The sequence below is a fragment of the Pseudomonas sp. NY15437 genome (assembly GCF_048068435.1).
GTDB classification, from domain to species: Bacteria; Pseudomonadota; Gammaproteobacteria; order Pseudomonadales; family Pseudomonadaceae; genus Pseudomonas; species Pseudomonas nitroreducens_B.
This window is the reverse complement of record NZ_JBLUQC010000011.1, coordinates 19642-38734: the sequence shown is the minus strand read 5'-3', so window position 1 is coordinate 38734 and position 19093 is coordinate 19642. Positions and strand designations below refer to the sequence as shown.

At 64.9% G+C, this 19093-nt stretch carries 19 protein-coding genes; 5 read left to right on the top strand and 14 right to left on the bottom strand.

The window, feature by feature from the left end; translation table 11 throughout:
* Positions 1–270: 270 nt before the first annotated feature.
* The 4 genes from leuA (at position 271) to ACNFIA_RS22465 (ending at position 5450) form a co-directional block, all read left to right on the top strand.
* Positions 271–1941, top strand: coding sequence for a 2-isopropylmalate synthase (gene leuA / locus ACNFIA_RS22480; RefSeq protein ID WP_416788778.1), 1671 nt, complete (start codon positions 271–273; stop codon positions 1939–1941).
* A gap of 72 nt (positions 1942–2013) precedes the next feature.
* Positions 2014–2511 carry a hypothetical protein gene (locus ACNFIA_RS22475; RefSeq protein WP_416788776.1) on the top strand — a complete coding sequence of 166 codons (498 nt, stop codon included), beginning with the start codon at positions 2014–2016 and terminating at the stop codon, positions 2509–2511.
* A 249-nt stretch (positions 2512–2760) separates the two neighbouring features.
* On the top strand, positions 2761–4131 hold the full coding sequence (locus ACNFIA_RS22470; protein ID WP_416788773.1) for a spinster family MFS transporter: 1371 nt from the start codon (positions 2761–2763) through the stop codon (positions 4129–4131).
* An 80-nt stretch (positions 4132–4211) separates the two neighbouring features.
* Complete coding sequence (locus ACNFIA_RS22465) at positions 4212–5450, top strand: OprD family porin (RefSeq protein ID WP_416788770.1); 1239 nt, start codon at positions 4212–4214, stop codon at positions 5448–5450.
* Positions 5451–5485: 35 nt separating this feature from the next.
* Here ACNFIA_RS22465 and ACNFIA_RS22460 read toward each other — a convergent pair whose 3' ends face one another.
* Complete coding sequence (locus ACNFIA_RS22460; protein ID WP_259756918.1) at positions 5486–5818, bottom strand: DUF5629 family protein; 333 nt, start codon at positions 5816–5818, stop codon at positions 5486–5488.
* 130 nt (positions 5819–5948) lie between these two features.
* Between ACNFIA_RS22460 and ACNFIA_RS22455 the strand changes: the two genes are divergently transcribed.
* Positions 5949–6902 (top strand): aldo/keto reductase, encoded by a 954-nt coding sequence (locus ACNFIA_RS22455; RefSeq protein WP_416788767.1) that lies wholly within the window; start codon positions 5949–5951, stop codon positions 6900–6902.
* Positions 6903–7072: 170 nt separating this feature from the next.
* On the opposite strand, the gene ACNFIA_RS22450 is transcribed toward ACNFIA_RS22455, so the two are convergent.
* The 13 genes from ACNFIA_RS22450 to fdx all read right to left on the bottom strand — a co-directional run bounded on the left by ACNFIA_RS22450 (position 7073) and on the right by fdx (position 19093).
* Positions 7073–7867 carry an amidohydrolase gene (locus tag ACNFIA_RS22450; RefSeq protein WP_416788765.1) on the bottom strand — a complete coding sequence of 265 codons (795 nt, stop codon included), beginning with the start codon at positions 7865–7867 and terminating at the stop codon, positions 7073–7075.
* Positions 7855–9003 carry a pyridoxal phosphate-dependent aminotransferase gene (locus tag ACNFIA_RS22445; protein ID WP_416788762.1) on the bottom strand — a complete coding sequence of 383 codons (1149 nt, stop codon included), beginning with the start codon at positions 9001–9003 and terminating at the stop codon, positions 7855–7857. The genes ACNFIA_RS22450 and ACNFIA_RS22445 overlap by 13 nt, the downstream gene beginning before the upstream one ends.
* Positions 9004–9085: 82 nt before the next feature.
* Complete coding sequence (gene der / locus ACNFIA_RS22440; protein ID WP_017522279.1) at positions 9086–10573, bottom strand: ribosome biogenesis GTPase Der; 1488 nt, start codon at positions 10571–10573, stop codon at positions 9086–9088.
* Between the two features lie 85 nt (positions 10574–10658).
* Positions 10659–11801 (bottom strand): outer membrane protein assembly factor BamB, encoded by a 1143-nt coding sequence (gene bamB, locus ACNFIA_RS22435; RefSeq protein ID WP_259756925.1) that lies wholly within the window; start codon positions 11799–11801, stop codon positions 10659–10661.
* A gap of 1 nt (position 11802) precedes the next feature.
* Positions 11803–12447, bottom strand: coding sequence for a YfgM family protein (locus ACNFIA_RS22430; protein ID WP_416788758.1), 645 nt, complete (start codon positions 12445–12447; stop codon positions 11803–11805).
* Between the two features lie 23 nt (positions 12448–12470).
* Positions 12471–13760 (bottom strand): histidine--tRNA ligase, encoded by a 1290-nt coding sequence (gene hisS / locus ACNFIA_RS22425; protein WP_259756927.1) that lies wholly within the window; start codon positions 13758–13760, stop codon positions 12471–12473.
* 18 nt (positions 13761–13778) lie between these two features.
* Complete coding sequence (gene ispG / locus ACNFIA_RS22420; protein WP_259756928.1) at positions 13779–14891, bottom strand: flavodoxin-dependent (E)-4-hydroxy-3-methylbut-2-enyl-diphosphate synthase; 1113 nt, start codon at positions 14889–14891, stop codon at positions 13779–13781.
* Between the two features lies 1 nt (position 14892).
* On the bottom strand, positions 14893–15909 hold the full coding sequence (locus tag ACNFIA_RS22415) for a helix-turn-helix domain-containing protein (protein WP_416788756.1): 1017 nt from the start codon (positions 15907–15909) through the stop codon (positions 14893–14895).
* Complete coding sequence (gene pilW / locus ACNFIA_RS22410) at positions 15906–16664, bottom strand: type IV pilus biogenesis/stability protein PilW (RefSeq protein WP_259756931.1); 759 nt, start codon at positions 16662–16664, stop codon at positions 15906–15908. Before pilW ends, ACNFIA_RS22415 begins: the two co-directional genes overlap by 4 nt.
* A 16-nt stretch (positions 16665–16680) precedes the next feature.
* Complete coding sequence (gene rlmN, locus ACNFIA_RS22405) at positions 16681–17829, bottom strand: 23S rRNA (adenine(2503)-C(2))-methyltransferase RlmN (RefSeq protein ID WP_259756933.1); 1149 nt, start codon at positions 17827–17829, stop codon at positions 16681–16683.
* A gap of 27 nt (positions 17830–17856) precedes the next feature.
* Positions 17857–18288: a nucleoside-diphosphate kinase gene (gene ndk / locus ACNFIA_RS22400; protein ID WP_017522287.1), complete on the bottom strand. Its 432-nt coding sequence runs from the start codon at positions 18286–18288 to the stop codon at positions 17857–17859.
* A gap of 250 nt (positions 18289–18538) precedes the next feature.
* A complete protein-coding gene (gene iscX / locus ACNFIA_RS22395) occupies positions 18539–18739 on the bottom strand; it encodes a Fe-S cluster assembly protein IscX (protein WP_416788753.1) in 201 nt (66 codons plus the stop codon).
* A gap of 15 nt (positions 18740–18754) precedes the next feature.
* Positions 18755–19093 (bottom strand): ISC system 2Fe-2S type ferredoxin, encoded by a 339-nt coding sequence (gene fdx / locus ACNFIA_RS22390; RefSeq protein ID WP_017522289.1) that lies wholly within the window; start codon positions 19091–19093, stop codon positions 18755–18757.

The window sequence follows — 19093 nt, the reverse complement described above, 5'->3', positions numbered from 1 at the left end:
TTGCTGAAAACGAAGTATTTCGACAATTTCCTATCACCCAAATGGGAATATCGACTTTTCCTACCAAATTTTTCCAAATGCTTGCCATCTGTCTCCCGGGCCATTAGCGTGGACCTCATGAAAACCGCACACACCCTCATTCTGCTTCGCCAACACGCCTGCCTGCGCCTGGTCAGCCCGCGACTGCGTGGCTGAGCCCCCCTTCCCGATTCGCCTCATTCAGATTTTTTGCGCAGGCCCGACAGGCCGCAGAGAACAAGGATTCCGCTCATGAGCATGTTGAAAGACCCGTCGAAGAAATACCGCGCCTTCACCCCGATCACCCTGCCCGACCGCACCTGGCCGGACAAGATCATCGACAAGGCGCCGATCTGGCTGTCCACCGACCTGCGCGACGGCAACCAGTCCCTGATCGAGCCGATGGACGCCGAGAAGAAGATGCGCTTCTTCAAGTGCCTGGTTCAGGTTGGCCTGAAGGAAATCGAAGTGGGCTTCCCGTCCGCCTCGCAGACCGACTTCGACTTCGTTCGCGAGCTGATCGAGGGCGGCCACATTCCCGATGACGTCACCATCCAGGTGCTGACCCAGGCCCGCGACGACCTTATCGAGCGCACCTTCGAATCCCTCAAGGGCGCGAAGAAGGCCATCGTCCACTACTACAACGCCTGCGCCCCGAGCTTCCGCAAGATCGTCTTCAACCAGGACAAGGCGGGCGTGAAAGCCATCGCCGTGGCCGCCGGCCAGACCATCAAGCGCCTGGCTGCCGCCGCACCGGAAACCCAGTGGGGCTTCGAGTACTCGCCGGAAGTGTTCAGCTCCACCGAGACCGACTTCGCCGTCGAGGTGTGCAACGCGGTGATCGACGTGTTCCAGCCGACCCCGGCGAACCGCCTGATCCTCAACCTGCCCGCCACCATCGAGTGCTCCACCCCGAACAACTACGCCGACCAGATCGAGTGGTTCGGCCGCCAGATCAACAAGCGCGACAGCGTGCTGATCAGCCTGCACACCCACAACGACCGCGGCACCGGCGTAGCCGCCTCGGAACTGGCCCTGATGGCCGGCGCCGACCGCGTCGAAGGCTGCCTGTTCGGCAACGGCGAGCGCACCGGCAACCTCTGCCTGGTGACCATGGCGCTGAACATGTACACCCAGGGCGTCGACCCTGAGCTGGACTTCTCCGACATCGACGCCGTGCGCAAGGTGGTGGAAGAGTGCAACCAGATTCCGGTGCACCCGCGTCACCCGTACGTTGGCGACCTGGTCCACACTGCTTTCTCCGGCTCCCACCAGGACGCCATCCGCAAGGGCTTCGCCCAGCAGAAGGACGACGCCGTGTGGGAAGTGCCGTACCTGCCGATCGACCCGGCGGACATCGGCCGCAGCTACGAAGCGGTGATCCGTGTGAACAGCCAGTCCGGCAAGGGCGGCATCACCTTCCTGCTCGAACAGGAATACGGCATCAGCCTGCCGCGCCGCATGCAGATCGAGTTCAGCCAGGTGGTACAGAACGAGACCGACCGTCTCGGCCTGGAGATGACCGCCGAGCAGATCTATACCCTGCTGCAGACCGAGTACCTGCAGGCCGTGTCCCCGTTCGGCCTGAAGAACTACCGCCTGCAGGAAGAGAACGGCATCTGCGCCATCGACATCGACGTGACCCACAAGGGCGAGCAGCACCGCTGGCACGGCAAGGGCAAGGGCACCCTGGAAGCCCTGGTCGCCGCGCTGCCGGTGGACGTCGAGATCATGGACTACAACGAGCACGCCATCGGCGCCGGCACCAACGCCCGCGCGGCCGCCTACATCGAACTGCGCGTTGAGGGTGGCCGTTCGCTGCACGGCATCGGCATCGATGAAAACATCACCACCGCCAGCTTCCATGCGCTGTTCAGCGCTTTGAACCGCGCGGTGACGCTGGGCCACGCGAAAGCCGCGTAAGCCTGGTAATCTGGAAGTCCCTTTGCCCCGGACGCCTCGCGCGTCCGGGGCTGTTTTCGATGGAGCGAAAACATGTCGGACACCCCGCAGGACAATCCTTTCCAGACGCCTACTGCCACTCTCGATAGTCCTTCGACCGCCATAACCAGAGAACCTGTTTATCGGGTAAACGCCGTTGGCATTGCTTCCTTTTTTGGAACGCCAATCGCTGGAGCCTGGATCATGGCGCAGAACCTTCGCCGCCTGGGAATGCCTGAGCGAACGCGCCAGGTCTGGTACGTCGGAACAGGGCTGCTTATCGGCCTCGTGGTGCTCACACTGATCCCGGCAAGTTTTCCAGTCGCCCCATTCAATATCGTCGCAGTACTGACGATGCATGAGTATGCGAAGCAAGTGACCAGCACAGCACTGGCAGATCATGCAGCGCAAGGCGGTGCCTTTTCATCCAACTGGCGTGCGTTTGGCGTAAGCCTCCTCTTCCTGATTGTTATCTTCGCCATCTTCTATGGCGTCCCCTTGGGTCTTGCGCTGGCCAAGGGTTCGTTGTTCTTCCGCGCCGTCCCCGCCTAAAGATTCCCCCTATTCCCCTAGGGGGAAGTCTCCGCAATGCTGGTACTCGCCCCGATTACCGCCGCCCCGGCCCTTCCCTAGTCTTGCGTGCACTGCCGTGAAAGCGGCAGGCAAACAAAAAACCGTGTCACGCAATCAGACACCTTCGGCCGCCCCTGCCTTGCGTACAGTGGCGCCCGGTTACCTACAACAACAACGAGCTCGACGTGCTTGGCCATCTGCCTTCACCCGCTTCAGGAGCCAGTAACCGTGAACCCGCAATCCCCACACCCGCAATCCGTCCGTGCTTCGCGCTATTCCTGGTATGTCGTCGTGCTGTGCATGGTGGCGTACATCTTTTCCTTCGTTGACCGGCAGATCCTCTCGTTGATGATCGAGCCGATCAAAGCCGACCTGCAGATCAGCGATACCCAGTTCAGCCTGCTCAGCGGGCTGGCGTTCTCGCTGTTCTACGCCTTCATGGGCCTGCCCATCGCGTACCTCGCCGACCGCTCCTCGCGGGTGAAGATCATCGCCATCGGCGTGGCCTTCTGGAGCATCGCCACCGCCGCGTGCGGGCTGTCGAAGAACTTCCTGCAGATGTTCCTCGCGCGCATGAGCGTGGGCGTCGGCGAGGCCGCCCTGACGCCGGCGACCTACTCGATGCTCAGCGACCTGTTCCCCAAGGAGAAGCTCGGCCGCGCGCTGGGCCTGTACTCCATGGGCGCCTTCCTCGGCGGCGGGCTAGCCTTCCTCGTGGGCGGCTACGTCATCGAGGCGCTGCGTGATGTGCCGGCCATCGAACTGGGCTGGCTGGGCCAGGTGCGCTCCTGGCAGATCGCCTTCTTCATCGTCGGCCTGCCCGGCGTGCTGGTGGCGCTGCTGATTGCGCTGACCATCCGCGATCCGGCGCGCAAGGAGACGAACCCGCAGCACAAGGCAACCATCGGCGACGGCCTGCGCTTCCTGCGCCGCCACCGCGCCACCTTCACCTGCCACTGCCTGGGCTTCTCCTTCTTCGCCATGTGCCAGTACGCGCTCATGGGCTGGGCGCCGGCCATGTACATCCGCCAGTACGGCCTGACGCCGCTGGAGGTGGGCTACGTCCTCGGCGGCATCCTGCTGGTGCTCAACACCGCCGGGGTGTTCTGCGCCGGCTGGCTGGTGGACGTGCTGCAGAAACGCGGGCGCAGCGACGCCGCGATGATCAGCGGCATGCTCGGCGCGGCCTGCACCATCCCCTTCGTCATCGGCTCGGTGACCGCCAGCAGCCTGCAGCTCTCCGTGCTGCTGATGGGCCCGGCGATGTTCTTCTGCGCCTTCTGCATCTCCACCTCCGCGGCCGCCATGCAGGTGCTCACACCCAACCGCCTGCGGGCGCAGGTGTCGGCGCTGTTCCTGCTGGTGTCCAACCTGATCGGCCTGGGCGTGGGCACCACCCTGGTGGCGCTGCTCACCGACCAGTACTTCAAGGACCCGAAGGCCGTCGGCTCGTCCATCGGCATCATCGTCACCCTCGCCGGGCTGCTCTGCCTGTGGCTGCTGGGCAGCGGCCGCAAGCACTTCCGCCGCAGCCTGGGCCAGGAACAGACGCCCCCGCCCGGCGCCATGCCGCTGGCCAGCACCGCCACCGCGAACTGATCGCGCCCGCCTCGACACGACGTACGCCCGCTCGCCGGCGTGGCGCCCTGCGCCCCGGCGAGCGGCTCCAGGAGATGACGATGTCCCGTAATCGCTTTACCGGTGCGCTGCTGTGCGGCGCGCTGATGCCCCTCTGTGCCCAGGCCGACCTGATCGACGACAGCCGCCTGGATACCACCCTGCGCAACTTCTACATGCTGCGCGACTACCGCCAGGACAATGCGCCGCAATCCCAGGCCGGTAGCTGGTCCCAGGCCGTGCTGGCCCGGTTCAGCTCGGGCTTCACCGAAGGCACCATCGGCGTCGGCGTGGACTTCACCGGTTTCTATGCCCTCAAGCTCGACGGCGGCGCCGGTACCAGCAACGACAGCAACCTGCCCTACGACCGCAGCACCGGCGAGCCGGTGGATGACTTCAGCCGTGGCGGCGCCACGCTCAAGCTGCGCTATTCGAAGACCACGCTGAAGGTCGGCCTGCTGGAACCGCGCCTGCCGGTGATCTTCCAGGACGACGTGCGCGTGCTGCCGCAGACCTTCCAGGGCGTGATGCTGGAATCGAAGGAGTCGGATCGCTTCAAGTTCACCGCCGCGCAACTGTGGAACACCAGCACCCGCGCTTCCTCCGACCGCGAGTCGTTCTACCTCGCCACCCGCCCTGCCAGCCAGGACAGCAACAAGCTGAACCTGGGCGGCGTCGATGCGCAGTGGGCGCCCGGATTGTCCACCAGCTACTACTTCGCCCAGCTCGAAGACATCTATGACCAGCACTATGTCGGCGCCAACTTCAAGCAACCACTGGGGGATAACACCGCGCTGCTCGGCACCCTGAGCTACTTCCACAACGAGGAATCCGGGCAGGCGCTGTCCGGGCGCATCGACAACCGCGCCTATGGTGCACGCCTGGGCGTGAAGCACGGCGGCCACACGCTTTCGGCGACCTACCAGCGCATGCTCGGCGAGGACATGTTCCCCATGCTGCTGGGCAACACGCCGCAGCCGTACCTGGTCAACTGGGTCACCAACGGCGGCTTCTTCTGGGCGCAGGAGCGCTCCTACCAGCTGCGCTACGACTACGACCTCGCCAGCCTCGGCGTGCCGGGCCTGACGCTGATGACGCGCTACACCAAGGGCACGGACATCGCGCGGCCAGGCAAGAGCGACGGCCACGAGTACGAGCGCGATACCGATGTCGGCTACACCCTCCAGAGCGGGCCGCTGAAGACGCTGTCGTTCCTCCTGCGGACCTCCACGGTGCGCAGCAGCTACGCCAGCGACTATGACGAGGTGCGCTTCATCACCAGCTATCCACTGGCGTTCTGACCCATGAAAAAGGCCCCTCGCGGGGCCTTTTGCAGTTACTCGTCGTCGCCGCTGGCGGCGACTGCGCCGAGGCAGCAGAGTCGGTGCTGCTGGTCACCGGAACGCAGCAGCCAGGATTCGTCTTCGGCCTGGTAACTGGCCTCCATCACCTGGTTGTAGCTGAAGCGCCATTCGCGGCGGTCGCGGCCGTCGATGGACTCGATCTGCAGCACCACGTCTTCGCTGGCGAAGGGCTGGTCGGCATGGGCAGCAGCGTCGGCCTGGTCCAGCAATGCCTCGTTGAGCTCGAACTGCCAGGCATGCAGACCGTCGATCAACAGCATGTCGGCGGTTTCCAGCTGGTCCAGCAGGTAGGGAGTCGTGGTCATGGCGGGCACTCGGCAATAGGGCAGGCCGCCATGATAGACCAGCTGGCGTGGCGCTGCCGGCCAATCCGCCCCGCGGCGCGCGGGCGCGTCTACACTGAGGGTTCCCGCACAGCCTCAGGAGCCCAAGCAGATGCGTACACGCGAACTCGGCCAATCGGGCCTGAAGATTCCCGCGCTGGTGTTCGGCGGCAACGTGTTCGGCTGGTCCGCCGACGAGGCGACCTCGTTTCGCTTGCTGGATGCGCTGGTCGACGCCGGGCTCACCTGCATCGACACCGCCGACGTCTACTCGCGCTGGGTCCCTGGCCATGAAGGCGGCGAATCGGAGGCGCTGATCGGCAAATGGCTGAAGAAGACCGGCAAGCGCAACCAGGTGCAGATCGCCACCAAGGTCGGCATGGACATGGGCAACGGCCACAAGGGTCTGTCGGCGGTGTACATCGAGCAGGCGCTGGGGCGTTCGCTCAAGCGCCTGCAGACCGACTACATCGATCTCTACCAGTCCCACTGCGACGACCCGCACACCTCCATGGAGGAAACCATGGGCGCCTTTGCCGAAGCGGTGGAGAGCGGCAAGGTGCGGGTGATCGGCGCATCGAACCTGGAGGCCAGGCGCCTGCGCGAGGCCTGCGAGGTGTGCGAGCGCCTGAAGCTGCCGAATTACCAGAGCCTGCAGCCCAACTACAACCTCTACGACCGCGCCAACTACGAAACCCACCTCGAACCCACGGTGCAGCAGCTGGGGCTGGGGGTGATCAGCTTCTATTCGCTGGCGGCGGGCTTCCTCACCGGCAAGTACCGCAGCGAGGCGGACCTGAGCAAGAGCAGCGTGCGCGGCTACAAGGTGAAGAACTTCATGAACGAGCGCGGCTTCGCCATCATCGATGCGCTGGAAGACGTCGCCGGCGAACTGAACGCCACGCCGACCCAGGTCGCCCTGGCCTGGCTGATGGCCCGCCCCAGCATCACCGCGCCGATTGCCAGCGCGTCCCGCTTGGAGCAACTGCCGGACCTGATCGCAGCGGTCGACCTGAAGCTCGGTGACGAGGCGATCCAGCGGTTGAATACCGCCAGCGCGTATTGAATCAACACCCTGTAGGAGCGCGCCATGCGCGCGATCGCGGGCATGGCCCGCTCCTACAAGAGTGCTCCGTTGCGGGGTCTCGAGCGGGGCGAAACCATCGCGGACGGAGTCCGCTCCTACACGGTTCCAGGCTTACGTAGGAGCGGACTTCGTCCGCGATTGCCACCCGGTCAACGTCGGATCTCGAACTCGTCCGCATCGAGATAGGCCGGGAAACGCTCGCGGTAGGCCGCCAGCTCCGCCGCGCTCAGGGTGATCTGGAACACCCCATCGGCATTGCCGGCCGCCAGCAGGCTGTCGCCCTGGAAGTCGAGCACCTGGCTGTCACCGGAATAGGCGTGGCCCTTGCCGTCCTCCCCGACGCGATTGACCGCCGCCACATAGCAGAGGTTTTCAATCGCCCGAGCCGGCAGCAGCCGGTTCCAGTGCTGGCGGCGCGCGGCCGGCCAGTTGGCGGTGTAGAGCAACAGGTCGGTGCCCTGCGCATCGCGGCTCCACACCGGGAAGCGCAGGTCGTAGCAGACCAGCGGGCGAATTCGCCACCCCTTCCATTCCAGCAGCACCTGCTGCTCGCCCGCCGTGTAGTGCTGGTGCTCGCCGGCCATGCGGAACAGGTGGCGCTTGTCGTAGTGCTGCACCTCGCCATCCGGGCGCGCCCAGAGCAGGCGGTTGCGATGGCTGCCGTCGGCAGCGCGGATGATCAGGCTGCCGCAGACCACGGCGTCGAGCCTCGACGCCTGCGCGCGCAGCCAGGCGTAGGTCGCGCCCTCCTCCGCTTCGGCCAGCGTCTCGGAGTCCATGGAGAAACCAGTGGTGAACATCTCCGGCAGGATCACCACGTCCGCGCCGCGGGCGCTCTCCAGCAGCGCCTCGAAGCGTTCGCGATTGGCCTTAGCGTCGTGCCAGATCAGGGTCGTCTGCACCAGCGCCAGTTTCAGGTCGGGCAGTTGAGTCAGATCGCGCATAGTCGTTCCGCTGCCTGGCGCAGCGTCTCCTCTTTCTTGGCGAAGCAGAAGCGCACCAGGCGCATGTTCGCCGGCGCCTGCTGGTAGAACACGGAAACCGGGATCGCGGCCACGCCGTGCTCGGTGGTCAGCCATTCGGACATGGCGACGTCATCGAGGTCCGGGCGGATCGCCGAGTAATCCACCACCTGGAAGTAGGTGCCGGCAGCACGCTGGAAGCGGAAGCGCGAGCCTTCCAGCAGGTCGCAGAACAGGTCGCGCTTGGCCTGGTAGAAGCCCGGCAGTTCGTGCAGGTGCTCGGGGTGCGCGGCCATGAAATCGGCCAGGGCGTGCTGCAGCGGCGTCACGCCACAGAAGTTCACGTACTGGTGGATCTTGCGCATCTCCGCCGACAGCGCCGGCGGCGCCACCACGTAGCCGGTCTTCCACCCGGTGACGTGATAGGTCTTGCCGAAGGAGCTGACGACGAAGGCGCGCGGGTACAGCTCGTCATGGGCCAGCACGCTGGCGTGCTGCACGCCGTCGTAGATCAGGTGCTCGTAGACCTCATCGCTGATCACGTAGATCTCGCGGTCGCGGATCAGCTCGGCGAGGCGATCCAGGTCCGCGCGGTCGATCAGCGCGCCGCTGGGGTTGTGCGGGCTGTTGAGGAAGATCAGGCGCGTGCGCGGGGTGATGGCATCGGCCAGGCGCTGCCAGTCGATGCGGAAATCCGGCTGGCTCAGCGCAACGTGCACGCAGCGGCCGCCGGCCAGCTCTACCGAAGGCTCGTAGCTGTCGTAGCAAGGGTCGAGGACGATGGCTTCGTCACCGGCGCGGATCAGCGCCTGTACCGCACAGAAGATGCCTTCGGTGGCGCCGGGGACGATGGTGACCTCGGCGTCGGCACTGACCTGGCGGCCATAGAACGCGGCAACCTTGGCCGCCACCTGTTCGCGCAGCGCCGGCAGGCCGGTCATCGGGCTGTACTGGTTGTGCCCGGCCAGCACATGGCTGGCTACCGCTTCGAGCAGCGGTGCGGGTGCGGGAAAGTCCGGGAAACCCTGGGAGAGGTTCAGCGCTCCGCTTTGCGCGGCGAGCTGGGACATGCGGGTGAAGATGGTGGTGCCGACATTCGGCAGTTTGCTGGTGAGCATGGCGTGACTACAGGCCGCAGGCAATTGAGAGGGAGGCCCCTACTCTATCGCCTGCGGCGTGCCGCCTGAAGACCGACAGACGTTATTTACGCTTGTCTTTCTTCTTCTTCTCCGCCTTCTTGTGGTGCGACATCAGGCGGCGCTTCTTGTTGACCTGGCGATCGGTGAGCTGGGTCTTCTTGCCCTCGAACGGGTTGTCACCGCCCTTGTACTCGATGCGGATCGGCGTACCGACCAGCTTCAGCACGCGGCGGAAGGTCTTCTCCAGGTAGCGCGTGTACGCCTTGGGCACCGCATCGACCTGGTTGCCGTGGATCACGATCAGCGGCGGGTTGGCGCCGCCCAGGTGGGCATAGCGCAGCTTGATGCGACGGCCGTTGACCATCGGCGGCTGGTGGACCTGGATGGCGTCTTCGAGGATCTGCGTGAGCTTGCTGGTGGGCCAGCGGGTCACGGCGGAACGGAACGAGTCCTGCACCGACTTGTACAGGTGGCCAACGCCGGTGCCGTGCAAGGCGGAGATGAAGTGGATGTCGGCGAAATCGGCGAACATCAGCCGGCGCTCCAGCTCGGTCTTCACGTACTCGCGCTCGGCCGATTCCATGCCGTCCCACTTGTTCAGCGCGATGACCAGCGCGCGGCCGGTCTCCAGCACGAAGCCGAGCAGGTTGAGGTCGTGTTCGACCACGCCTTCGCGGGCGTCCATGACGAAGATGACCACGTTGGCGTCCTGGATCGCCTGCAGCGTCTTCACCACCGAGAACTTTTCCACCGCCTCGAAGATCTTGCCGCGACGGCGCACGCCGGCGGTGTCGATCAGGGTGTACTTCTCTTCGTTGCGCTCGAAGGGGATGTAGATGCTGTCGCGCGTGGTGCCTGCCTGGTCGTAGACGATCACCCGCTCTTCACCGAGCATGCGGTTCACGAGCGTGGACTTGCCGACGTTGGGACGACCGATGATGGCGATCTTGATGCCATCCTTCTCGCTCGGGCCGGGGATGCGCTTGGCTTCCTCGCCCTCGGCAACCTCTTCCAGTTCGCCTGGCAGGTCGTTGTCTTCCGGCGCCTCGGGCTCGGGAGCGAACATTTCGCCCAGGGCTTCCTGGAGCATCTGGGTGATGCCACGGCCGTGGGCGGCAGCGATCGGGATCGCGTGGCCCAGGGCCAGGGGGCTGAACTCGGCGCGGGCGATGTCCGGGTCGACGGTGTCGACCTTGTTCGCCACCAGGTAGGTGCGCTTGTTCTTCTTGCGCAGGTGGTCGGCGATCATCTCGTCGGCGGCGGTGAGGCCGGCGCGGGAATCCACCATGAACAGGACGGCGTCGGCCTCTTCGATGGCCTGCAGCGACTGCTCGGCCATCTTGGCATCGATACCCTCTTCGTCACCGGAAATACCACCGGTATCGATGACGATGAATTTCTTGCCCTGCCACTTGGCCTCGCCGTACTGGCGGTCGCGGGTCAGCCCTGCGTACTCGGCGACGATGGCGTCACGGGTGCGGGTCAGGCGGTTGAACAGGGTGGACTTGCCGACGTTCGGGCGGCCCACCAGGGCTATTACGGGAACCATGCGGCTCTCCAGGAAATTTCAGATTTTCAGAAAACACGACGGCCGCTGCCGTTTTTCACGGCAGCGGCCGGCCGTAACACACAGCTTAGCGAATCGTGTAGGCGACCAGCTTGCCGCTGTTGCCGAACACGTACATCCAGCTGCCGACTACCAGCGGGCGAACCCGCACGCCGTCACCATCGACCTTCTCGCGGCCGACGAAACGACCGTCCACCTGGCTGAGCAGGTGCACGTAACCTTCCAGGTCGCCGACGACCACGTTGCTCGACAGCACGGCCGGAGCGGACAGCTGGCGGCGAGCCAGCGCGTCGTTGCTCCACAGCGAGGACGAGCCACGGGAGTCGAGGCTTTCCACGGTGCCGCTGGCCTGGCTGATGAACACGCTGCCGGTACCTTCGGCGACGCCGACGTAGCTGGACGCTTCACGCTGCCAGAGGACGCGGCCGGTGCCGACGTCCAGCGCCGCGGCGCGGCCCTGGTAGCTGGCGACATAGAGAACGTTGTCCACCAGCAGCAGGCCACCGTCGATATCGACGACGCGGTCCAGTTCGGAACGGCCTTGCGGAATGGCGATGCGCTGCTCCCAGACCGGCAGGCCGCGCTCCACATCCACGGCGACGACCTTGCCGCTGGCCAGGCCCGCCAGGGCCAGACGGCCGGCGATCAGCGGAGCGCCAGTGCCGCGCAGGGTCAGCACCGGCACGGTGCCTTCGTAGATCCAGCGCTGGTTGCCAGTGGACGCGTCGAAGCCGATCAGCTTGTCGTCCTGGGTCTGCACCACCACCACGTCACCGTTGGTGGCCGGGGCTGCCAGCACTTCGCTGGTGACCTTGGCGCGCCACTTCTGTTCGCCCGAACCGGAATCCAGAGCAATCACGTCACCGCGCAGGGTGCCCAGCAGGACCATGCCGTTGCCCACGCCGACGGCGCCGGAGATCGGCAGATCGAGATCTTTCTTCCACAGCACTTCGCCGCTCTCGCGCTGCATGGCCATGACGCGGCCTTCGGCAGACGCGGCGTAGATGGTCTGGCCATCCACGGCGGGTTCGAGCAGGTTGTACAGGTCGCCCTGGCCGTCACCGACGGAGCGGCTCCACTGTTTCTCCAGGCGAACCTCTTCCTTGAAATCGGTCAGTTCGGCCGGCGGCAGTTCTTTCTTGCTATTGCTGCTGCAACCCACAGCCATCAGGGTCAGTGCCAGCAGTGCAACGTGTTTCCAACGCAACATCTCAGGCGTCTCCCTTGGCCAGGTCGTCGAGTTTCATCTGCAGGGCGCCAACGGCGGCGTCTTCAGGCAGCGCGGCCTTGGCCTTCTCGTAGGCGACGCGGGCGTCGTCATTGCGCTTGAGCTGCAGCAGCAGGTCGCCGCGCAGTTCTTCGCGGGTGGCGACGTAAGCTTTGTCGACAGTGCCGTCGAGCAGCTTCAGCCCTTCCTCGGCCTTGCCCTGGGCAGCCAGGACACGGGCCAGGCGCTGGCGGGCCAGCTCGCCGAGGGTGGCGTCCACCGGCTTGTCGACCACGGCCTTGAGCTCAAGGGCGGCGTCGTCCAGCTTGCCGTTGTCCACCGCGACCTTGGCGACGAACAGGCGGCCGTACTGGGCGTACGGGGTGCCGGGGAAGTCGGTGGTCAGCTTGCCGGCCAGTTCGGCGACCTTGGCGGTGTCGGGCTTGCCGCTCGGGTTCAGCGCGGTTTCCAGCAGGGCCTGGTAAATGATGGAAGCGCCCTGGGACTGGTTGGTCTGGTACTTTTTCCAGGCCTGCCAGCCGAACACCACGATCAGCGCCAGCGCGGCGCCGGTCAGCAGGGGCATGCCGTTGCGCTGCCACCAGTCCTTGATGTCAGCCAGTTGTTCTTCTTCGGTACGGTTACTCACCCCAATACTCCTATCCGCTCGATTCAGGCCTGCTGGAGGCAGGCAGCCAGGTGCTCGGGCAGAGCATCCCAGGCGATATTCTGTTGTTCGCCCTCGCCACGCAGGGGCTTGAAACCTACCACGCGGTTGGCCAGTTCGTCGTCACCCAGAATCATGGCGAACTGTGCGCCACTCTTGTCGGCCTTCTTGAACTGGCTCTTGAAGCTGCCCGCGCCGGCGTTGACCAGCAGGCGCAAGCCGGGAATGGCATCACGCAGCTTTTCGGCCAGGGTCAGCGCAGCCAGCTCCGCCGGCTCGCCGAAGGCGCAGACGTAGAGATCCGCCGGGCGGTTCAGCTCGGCAGGCACCACGCCCAGGGTTTCCAGCAGCAGCACCAGGCGCTCCACGCCCATGGCGAAGCCCACGCCCGGCGTCGGCTTGCCGCCGAACTGGCTGACCAGGCCATCGTAGCGGCCCCCGCCGCAGACGGTGCCCTGGGCGCCGAGCTTGTCGGTGACCCATTCGAAGGCGGTGCGGCAGTAGTAATCCAGGCCGCGCACCAGCTTCTGGTTGATCTCGTAGCGCAGGCCGACCGCATCCAGACGGGCCTTCAGGCCCTCGAAGTGGGCGATCGACTCGTCGTCCAGGTAGTCGTGCAGGCTCGGCGCTCCGACCAGCAGGGCCTGGGTGCTTTCCACCTTGCTGTCGAGGATGCGCAGCGGGTTGGTGGTCATGCGGCGCTGGCTGTCTTCGTCCAGCTGCTCGAAGCGCTCCTGCAGGTAGGCCACCAGGTCGTCGCGGTAACGTGCGCGAGCCTCGCTGGAACCCAGGGTGTTCAGCTGCAGGGTCACGGCGTCGGCCATGCCCAGCTTCTGCCACAGGCGCCAGGTGAGGATGATCAGCTCGGCATCGATGTCCGGGCCGGGCAGGTTGAAGACTTCCACGCCGATCTGGTGGAACTGGCGGTAGCGGCCTTTCTGCGGCTTTTCGTAGCGGAACATCGGGCCGGTGTACCACAGTTTCTGTACCTGGCCGCCGCCGGACAGGCCGTGCTCGAGCACAGCGCGCACGCAACCCGCGGTGCCTTCCGGACGCATGGTCAGGGATTCGCCGTTGCGGTCGAGGAAGGTGTACATCTCCTTGTCGACCACGTCGGTGCCTTCACCGATGCCGCGGGCGAAGAGTTCGGTGAACTCGAGGATCGGGAGGCGGATCTCGCTGTAGCCGTAGCTGTCCAGCAGACCGGCGAAGGTGCGTTCCAGATAGCGCCAGGCCGGGGTCTGGTCCGGCAGGATGTCGTTCATGCCACGGATGGCTTGCAGGGACTTGCTCACGTAGGGTCCTTGTTGCGGTCAGCCGCGCACGATGAGTGCGGCGTCGGCCTCGGCCTTCTCGGCCGCTTTTTCGCGGATCAGCCGTTCCAGCTCATCCACCAGGTTATCGTTCTGCAGCTTCTGCGCCGGCTTGCCGTCGATGTAGATCAGGTTGCTCGGGGTGCCGCCGGTGAGGCCGATGTGCGCCTCCTTGGCTTCGCCCGGGCCGTTGACCACGCAGCCGATCACGGCGACATCCAGCGGCACCAGCAGGTCTTCCAGGCGGCCTTCCAGCTCGTTCATGGTCTTGACCACATCGAAGTTCTGCCGTGAGCAGCTCGGGCAGGCGATGAAGTTGATGCCACGGGAGCGCAGGCGCAGCGACTTGAGGATGTCAAAGCCGACCTTGATCTCTTCCACCGGGTCGGCGGCCAGCGAGATGCGGATGGTGTCGCCGATGCCTTCGGCGAGCAGCATGCCCAGGCCGACGGCGGACTTCACGGTGCCCGAACGCAGGCCACCGGCTTCGGTGATGCCCAGGTGCAGGGGTTGTTCGATCTGCTTGGCCAGCAGGCGGTAGGCGGCCACCGCCATGAACACGTCGGAGGCCTTCACGCTGACCTTGAAGTTCTGGAAATCCAGGCGGTCGAGGTGATCGACGTGGCGCATGGCCGATTCCAGCAGCGCCTCGGGGGTCGGCTCGCCGTACTTCTTCTGCAGGTCCTTCTCCAGGGAACCGGCGTTGACGCCGATGCGGATCGGGATGTTGCGCTCGCGGGCGGCATCCACCACGGCTTTGACGCGGTCTTCGCGGCCGATGTTGCCGGGGTTGATGCGCAGGCAGTCGACGCCCAGTTCGGCCACGCGCAGGGCAATCTTGTAGTCGAAGTGGATATCGGCAACCAGCGGTACCTTGACCTGCTGCTTGATCTTGCCGAACGCCTCGGCAGCGTCCATGTCCGGCACCGAGACGCGGACGATGTCGGCGCCGGCGTCTTCCAGACGGCGGATCTGGGCCACGGTGGCCGCCACATCCAGGGTGTCGGTGTTGGTCATGCTCTGCACGGCGATGGGGGCATCCCCACCCACCGGCACGTTACCGACCCAGATCTTGCGGGACGGGCGACGTTTGATCGGAGACTCGCAATGCATCTTACTGTCCACCCAACTTCAGGCGAGCGGTGCCGCCGCGCGCCGGCGTGACTTCGACCGGCTGGCCGTTGTAACTGACCTGGGCGCCCTGGGCAAAGCCCAGACGCAGCTGAACCGGCGCCTTGGCGGCGACTTCCAGCGAATCGCCCTTGCGCTTGAGGCCCTCGAGGACGACCTTGCCATCGGCATCGGTCACCTGGGTCCAGCAGTCGGCGTTGAATTGAACCTTCACCACGCCTTGGCCGGCAGCGGCGACCACGGGCGCGGCAGGCGCCTCGGTCGGGGCGGCCGGGGCCGCCGGTGCGGTCGGAGCGGTAGGCTGCACCGCCGGTTGCTGCGCCGGCACGGCCGGGGCCTGGGCCGGAGCGCTATCGGCGACAGCCGGAGCGCCCGGGGCAGCGGGAGTCGACGGCGCGGCCTCGGCCGGCGCCTCGTTGCTGCCGTTATCGCCGGCCGGCTCGCTCGGAACCGCTGGCGTATTGGCCTGATCCTCGGCGACAGCCTGGTCTTCCGGCTCGTCGAGGGTATGGATCTCGGTGGTGCCGTCGGCGCTCTCGACCTCCACGTGCTCCATGTTCAGGGCGCCGGTTTCGGCCGGGCGCGCGGAGCGTTCCTGCCACCAGAAGTAGCCGAAGGCGATCAGCACGGCCAGCAGGGCCAGGCTGAACAGGCGCAGCAGGTTGCGCGACAGGCGCACCGGCTCCACGACGCGGCCGAGGCTGTGCACGCTGCTGCCGGTGGCATCGGTGCCGGTGTACTGGTCGAAGGCCTGGACCATCTGGGCCTGGTCCATGCCCAGCAGCTTGGCGTAGGCGCGCACGTAGCCGCGCGCGAAGGTGTGACCCGGCAACTGGTCGAAAGAGCCCTGTTCGAGCTGGCGCAGGGCGCTCTCGGTCAGGTTCAGCTGGCCCGCGACCTGCGCGGTGCTCCAGCCCTTGTTCTCGCGCGCCTGGCGCAGTGCTTCGCCAGGGTTGGCGCGGGTCGTGCCGATGACATCGGCCTGCGACGTATTCATCATTTATCCGCCTGGTATGCCTGGTATTCAGGAGAAGCGGGATACAGGCGCTTGAGTTGCAGCCCGTAGCTGGCAGCGGTATCCCGGTCGTCGTAGATCTTTGCCAGTCGAATCCCCAGCAGCAGGCTGCGCGCGGTCTGCGGGCCCCGCTTGAGGTATTCCTCGTAGAACGCGCGAGCGGGTACGTACTCGCGGTCCTGGTAGTTCAGGTCGGCCAATTCGAGCAGAGCGCCCGTGGAATTGCGATTCAGGCGGATGGCCTTTTCGAAGAATTCCTTGGCTTGTGCGCGATTGTTGAGTTTCAGGCTGACCAGGCCGAGGTTCTCGAAGATGCGCGAGCGCTCGGAATAGAGCCCGTCCTCGGTGGCCTTCATGTAGGTGTCGTAGGCTTCCTGGTAGCGTTTCTGCTCGAACAGGAAACCTGCGTAGTTGTTGAGGATGCGCGCATCGCCCGAGCGCGAGGACAGCGCCTTGCGGAACTCGCTCTCGGCCAGCTTGGGCTCTTTCTCCACCTGGTAGACCACGGCCAGCGCGGCGTGGGCGTCGGCGCTGGAGGAATCGATGTCCAGCGCCTGGCGCAGCGGCACCTTGGCCTGTTCGGTATTGCCCATCTGCAGGTAGCCGATACCGAGCTGGATGTACGCGTCCCGGGCCTCGTCGCGGCCCTTCTCGGTTTTCAGAGGATCCTGTTTACCAGTCGTCACGCAACCCGTCAGCACGGTTGCCAACAGTAAGCACAGCGCGGCGCGCAGGGTCATCGGAATCCTCCCTCGTTCAGTTTCGATTGGCGTTGGTCGGAGCCTGTTCGGCATCCGCGGCCAGCTGTCGTACGGCGATATAGCGTTCGCTGCGGCGGGTGCGGTCCATCACCTGGCCCACCAACTGGCCACAGGCGGCGTCGATGTCGTCGCCGCGGGTGGTGCGAACGGTCACGTTGAAGCCGCTCTTGTGCAGCATGTCCTGGAAACGGCGGATGGCGTTGTTGCTCGGCCGCTCGTAGCCCGAATGCGGGAACGGATTAAACGGAATCAGGTTGATCTTGCAAGGGAAATCCTTGAGCAGTGCGATCAGCTGCTCAGCATGCTCGGGCTGGTCGTTGACGCCGGCCAGCAGGGTGTACTCCACGGTCAGCACGCGCTCCTTGCCCAGGCGCGTGATGTAGCGGTAACAGGAGTCGAGGAGCATTTCGAGCGGGTACTTCTTGTTGATCGGTACCAGCTTGTTGCGCAGTTCGTCGTTGGGGGCGTGCAGCGACAAGGCCAGGGACACGTCGGTCACCTCGGCGAGCTTGTCGATCATCGGCACCACGCCGGAGGTGGACAGGGTCACCTTGCGCTTGGAAATACCGTAGCCGAGGTCTTCCATCATGATGCTCATGGCGCTCACGACGTTGTCGAAGTTCAGCAGCGGCTCGCCCATGCCCATCATCACCACGTTGGTGATGGCACGGTCGATCTTGCCCGGGATGGTCCCGAACGATTGGTTGGCGATCCAGACCTGGCCGATGATCTCGGCGGAAGTCAGGTCGCTGTTGAAGCCTTGCTTGCCGGTGGAGCAGAAGCTGCAGTCCAGCGCGCAACCGGCCTGGGACGACACGCACAGGGTGCCGCGGCCGCCTTGCGGGATGTACACGGTCTCGACGCAACTGCCCGAGGCCACGCGCACCACCCACTTGCGGGTACCGTCAGCGGAAATGTCCTGGCTGACGATCTCCGGAGGACGAATTTCGGCAACGGCCTCGAGCTTTTCGCGCAAGGCCTTGCCGACGTTCGTCATGGCGCTGAATTCCAGGGCGCCAAAGTGGTGAATCCATTGCATCACCTGGCCGGCGCGGAAGCGCTTTTCACCGATGGACTCGAAGAATTCCTCGAGCTGGGGCTTGGTCATGCCCAGCAGGTTGGCCTTTACAGCGGTATCAGTCATGGATTCACCCTCGCTCATTCGCCTGGATCAGCGAATGCGCTCGCACACCTCGGTGCTGGAGAAGAAGTAAGCGATTTCGCGAGCAGCGGAAGCTTCCGAGTCGGAACCGTGTACGGCGTTCTCGTCGATGGAAACGGCGAAGTCGGCGCGGATGGTGCCGGCGTCGGCTTTCTTCGGATCGGTGGCGCCCATCAGCTCACGGTTGCGCAGGATGGCGTCTTCGCCTTCCAGAACCTGAACGACGACCGGGCCGGAGGTCATGAAGGCAACCAGGTCCTTGAAGAAGGGACGCTCTTTGTGCTCGGCGTAGAAGCCGCCAGCTTCGCGCTCGGACAGCTGAACCATCTTGGAAGCGACAACGCGCAGGCCGGCTTTCTCGAAGCGGGTCAGGATTTCGCCGATGACGTTCTTGGAAACGGCGTCGGGCTTGATGATGGAGAAGGTACGTTGCAGGGCCATGGAAATAACTCCGAAAAGCAAGGTTGGTAATGCCAAGAAGCCCCTGGCGTGGCCAGGAGCTCCTGCGATTCTAGGGTTCGTCGCGCGCCACGCCCGTGGGGCGGCAGCCGCGAAACCGGCCCGACTGCGACAGGGCCGGCGACTGGAAAATTCCCTCTGGGAAATTTTCGACAGCTCACCTAAAGATAAAACCCGCGAATTATACGCGGGTTCATGACAAATGGGTACGCGGCTCTGGCGAGCCGCACCCTCATTCGGCTTCTTCGATCCAGGCGGCCTGGATGGCTTCCAGGACCTTTTCCCCACCGCGGGAAGGATCGTCGCTGAACTCCGGCAATGCCAGCACCCAGCGGTGCAGATCGACGAAATTCACGTAGCGCGGATCGACGTCCGGCTTGGACTCGGCCAGCTGGATGGCGATTTCGAGCACATCAACCCATTTCAGACTCATGTGGACGCTCCGCCTTTAGTGACCTTCGGACACCTGGTTGATGGTGTATTTGGGGATTTCCACCACCAGATCGGTCTCGCCGACCACGGCCTGGCAGGACAGGCGCGAATCCGGCTCCAGACCCCAGGCCTTGTCGAGCATGTCATCTTCCAGCTCGTCGGAGGCCTCCATCGAATTGAAGCCCTCGCGCACGATCACGTGGCAGGTGGTGCAGGCACAGGACATCTCGCAGGCGTGCTCGATCTCGATGCCATTGCGCAGCGCTGCCTTCATGATGGTTTCGCCCGGCTGGGCTTCGATCACCGCACCTTCGGGGCAGTGTTCGGCGTGGGGCAGAAAGACAATCTGCGGCAT

Excerpts from the sequence above, each read along its gene's own strand:
- ndk (WP_017522287.1), bottom strand. The coding sequence starts at position 18,288 with ATGGCCCTGCAACGTACCTTCTCCATCATCAAGCCCGACGCCGTTTCC.
- ACNFIA_RS22465 (WP_416788770.1), top strand. The coding sequence starts at position 4,212 with ATGTCCCGTAATCGCTTTACCGGTGCGCTGCTGTGCGGCGCGCTGATG.
- der (WP_017522279.1), bottom strand. The coding sequence starts at position 10,573 with ATGGTTCCCGTAATAGCCCTGGTGGGCCGCCCGAACGTCGGCAAGTCC.
- ACNFIA_RS22415 (WP_416788756.1), bottom strand. The coding sequence starts at position 15,909 with ATGATGAATACGTCGCAGGCCGATGTCATCGGCACGACCCGCGCCAAC.
- leuA (WP_416788778.1), top strand. The coding sequence starts at position 271 with ATGAGCATGTTGAAAGACCCGTCGAAGAAATACCGCGCCTTCACCCCG.
- pilW (WP_259756931.1), bottom strand. The coding sequence starts at position 16,664 with ATGACCCTGCGCGCCGCGCTGTGCTTACTGTTGGCAACCGTGCTGACG.
- ACNFIA_RS22460 (WP_259756918.1), bottom strand. The coding sequence starts at position 5,818 with ATGACCACGACTCCCTACCTGCTGGACCAGCTGGAAACCGCCGACATG.
- ACNFIA_RS22475 (WP_416788776.1), top strand. The coding sequence starts at position 2,014 with ATGTCGGACACCCCGCAGGACAATCCTTTCCAGACGCCTACTGCCACT.
- bamB (WP_259756925.1), bottom strand. The coding sequence starts at position 11,801 with ATGTTGCGTTGGAAACACGTTGCACTGCTGGCACTGACCCTGATGGCT.
- rlmN (WP_259756933.1), bottom strand. The coding sequence starts at position 17,829 with ATGACTGATACCGCTGTAAAGGCCAACCTGCTGGGCATGACCAAGCCC.
- iscX (WP_416788753.1), bottom strand. The coding sequence starts at position 18,739 with ATGAGTCTGAAATGGGTTGATGTGCTCGAAATCGCCATCCAGCTGGCC.
- ACNFIA_RS22455 (WP_416788767.1), top strand. The coding sequence starts at position 5,949 with ATGCGTACACGCGAACTCGGCCAATCGGGCCTGAAGATTCCCGCGCTG.
- ACNFIA_RS22445 (WP_416788762.1), bottom strand. The coding sequence starts at position 9,003 with ATGCTCACCAGCAAACTGCCGAATGTCGGCACCACCATCTTCACCCGC.
- ispG (WP_259756928.1), bottom strand. The coding sequence starts at position 14,891 with ATGCATTGCGAGTCTCCGATCAAACGTCGCCCGTCCCGCAAGATCTGG.
- fdx (WP_017522289.1), bottom strand. The coding sequence starts at position 19,093 with ATGCCGCAGATTGTCTTTCTGCCCCACGCCGAACACTGCCCCGAAGGT.
- ACNFIA_RS22450 (WP_416788765.1), bottom strand. The coding sequence starts at position 7,867 with ATGCGCGATCTGACTCAACTGCCCGACCTGAAACTGGCGCTGGTGCAG.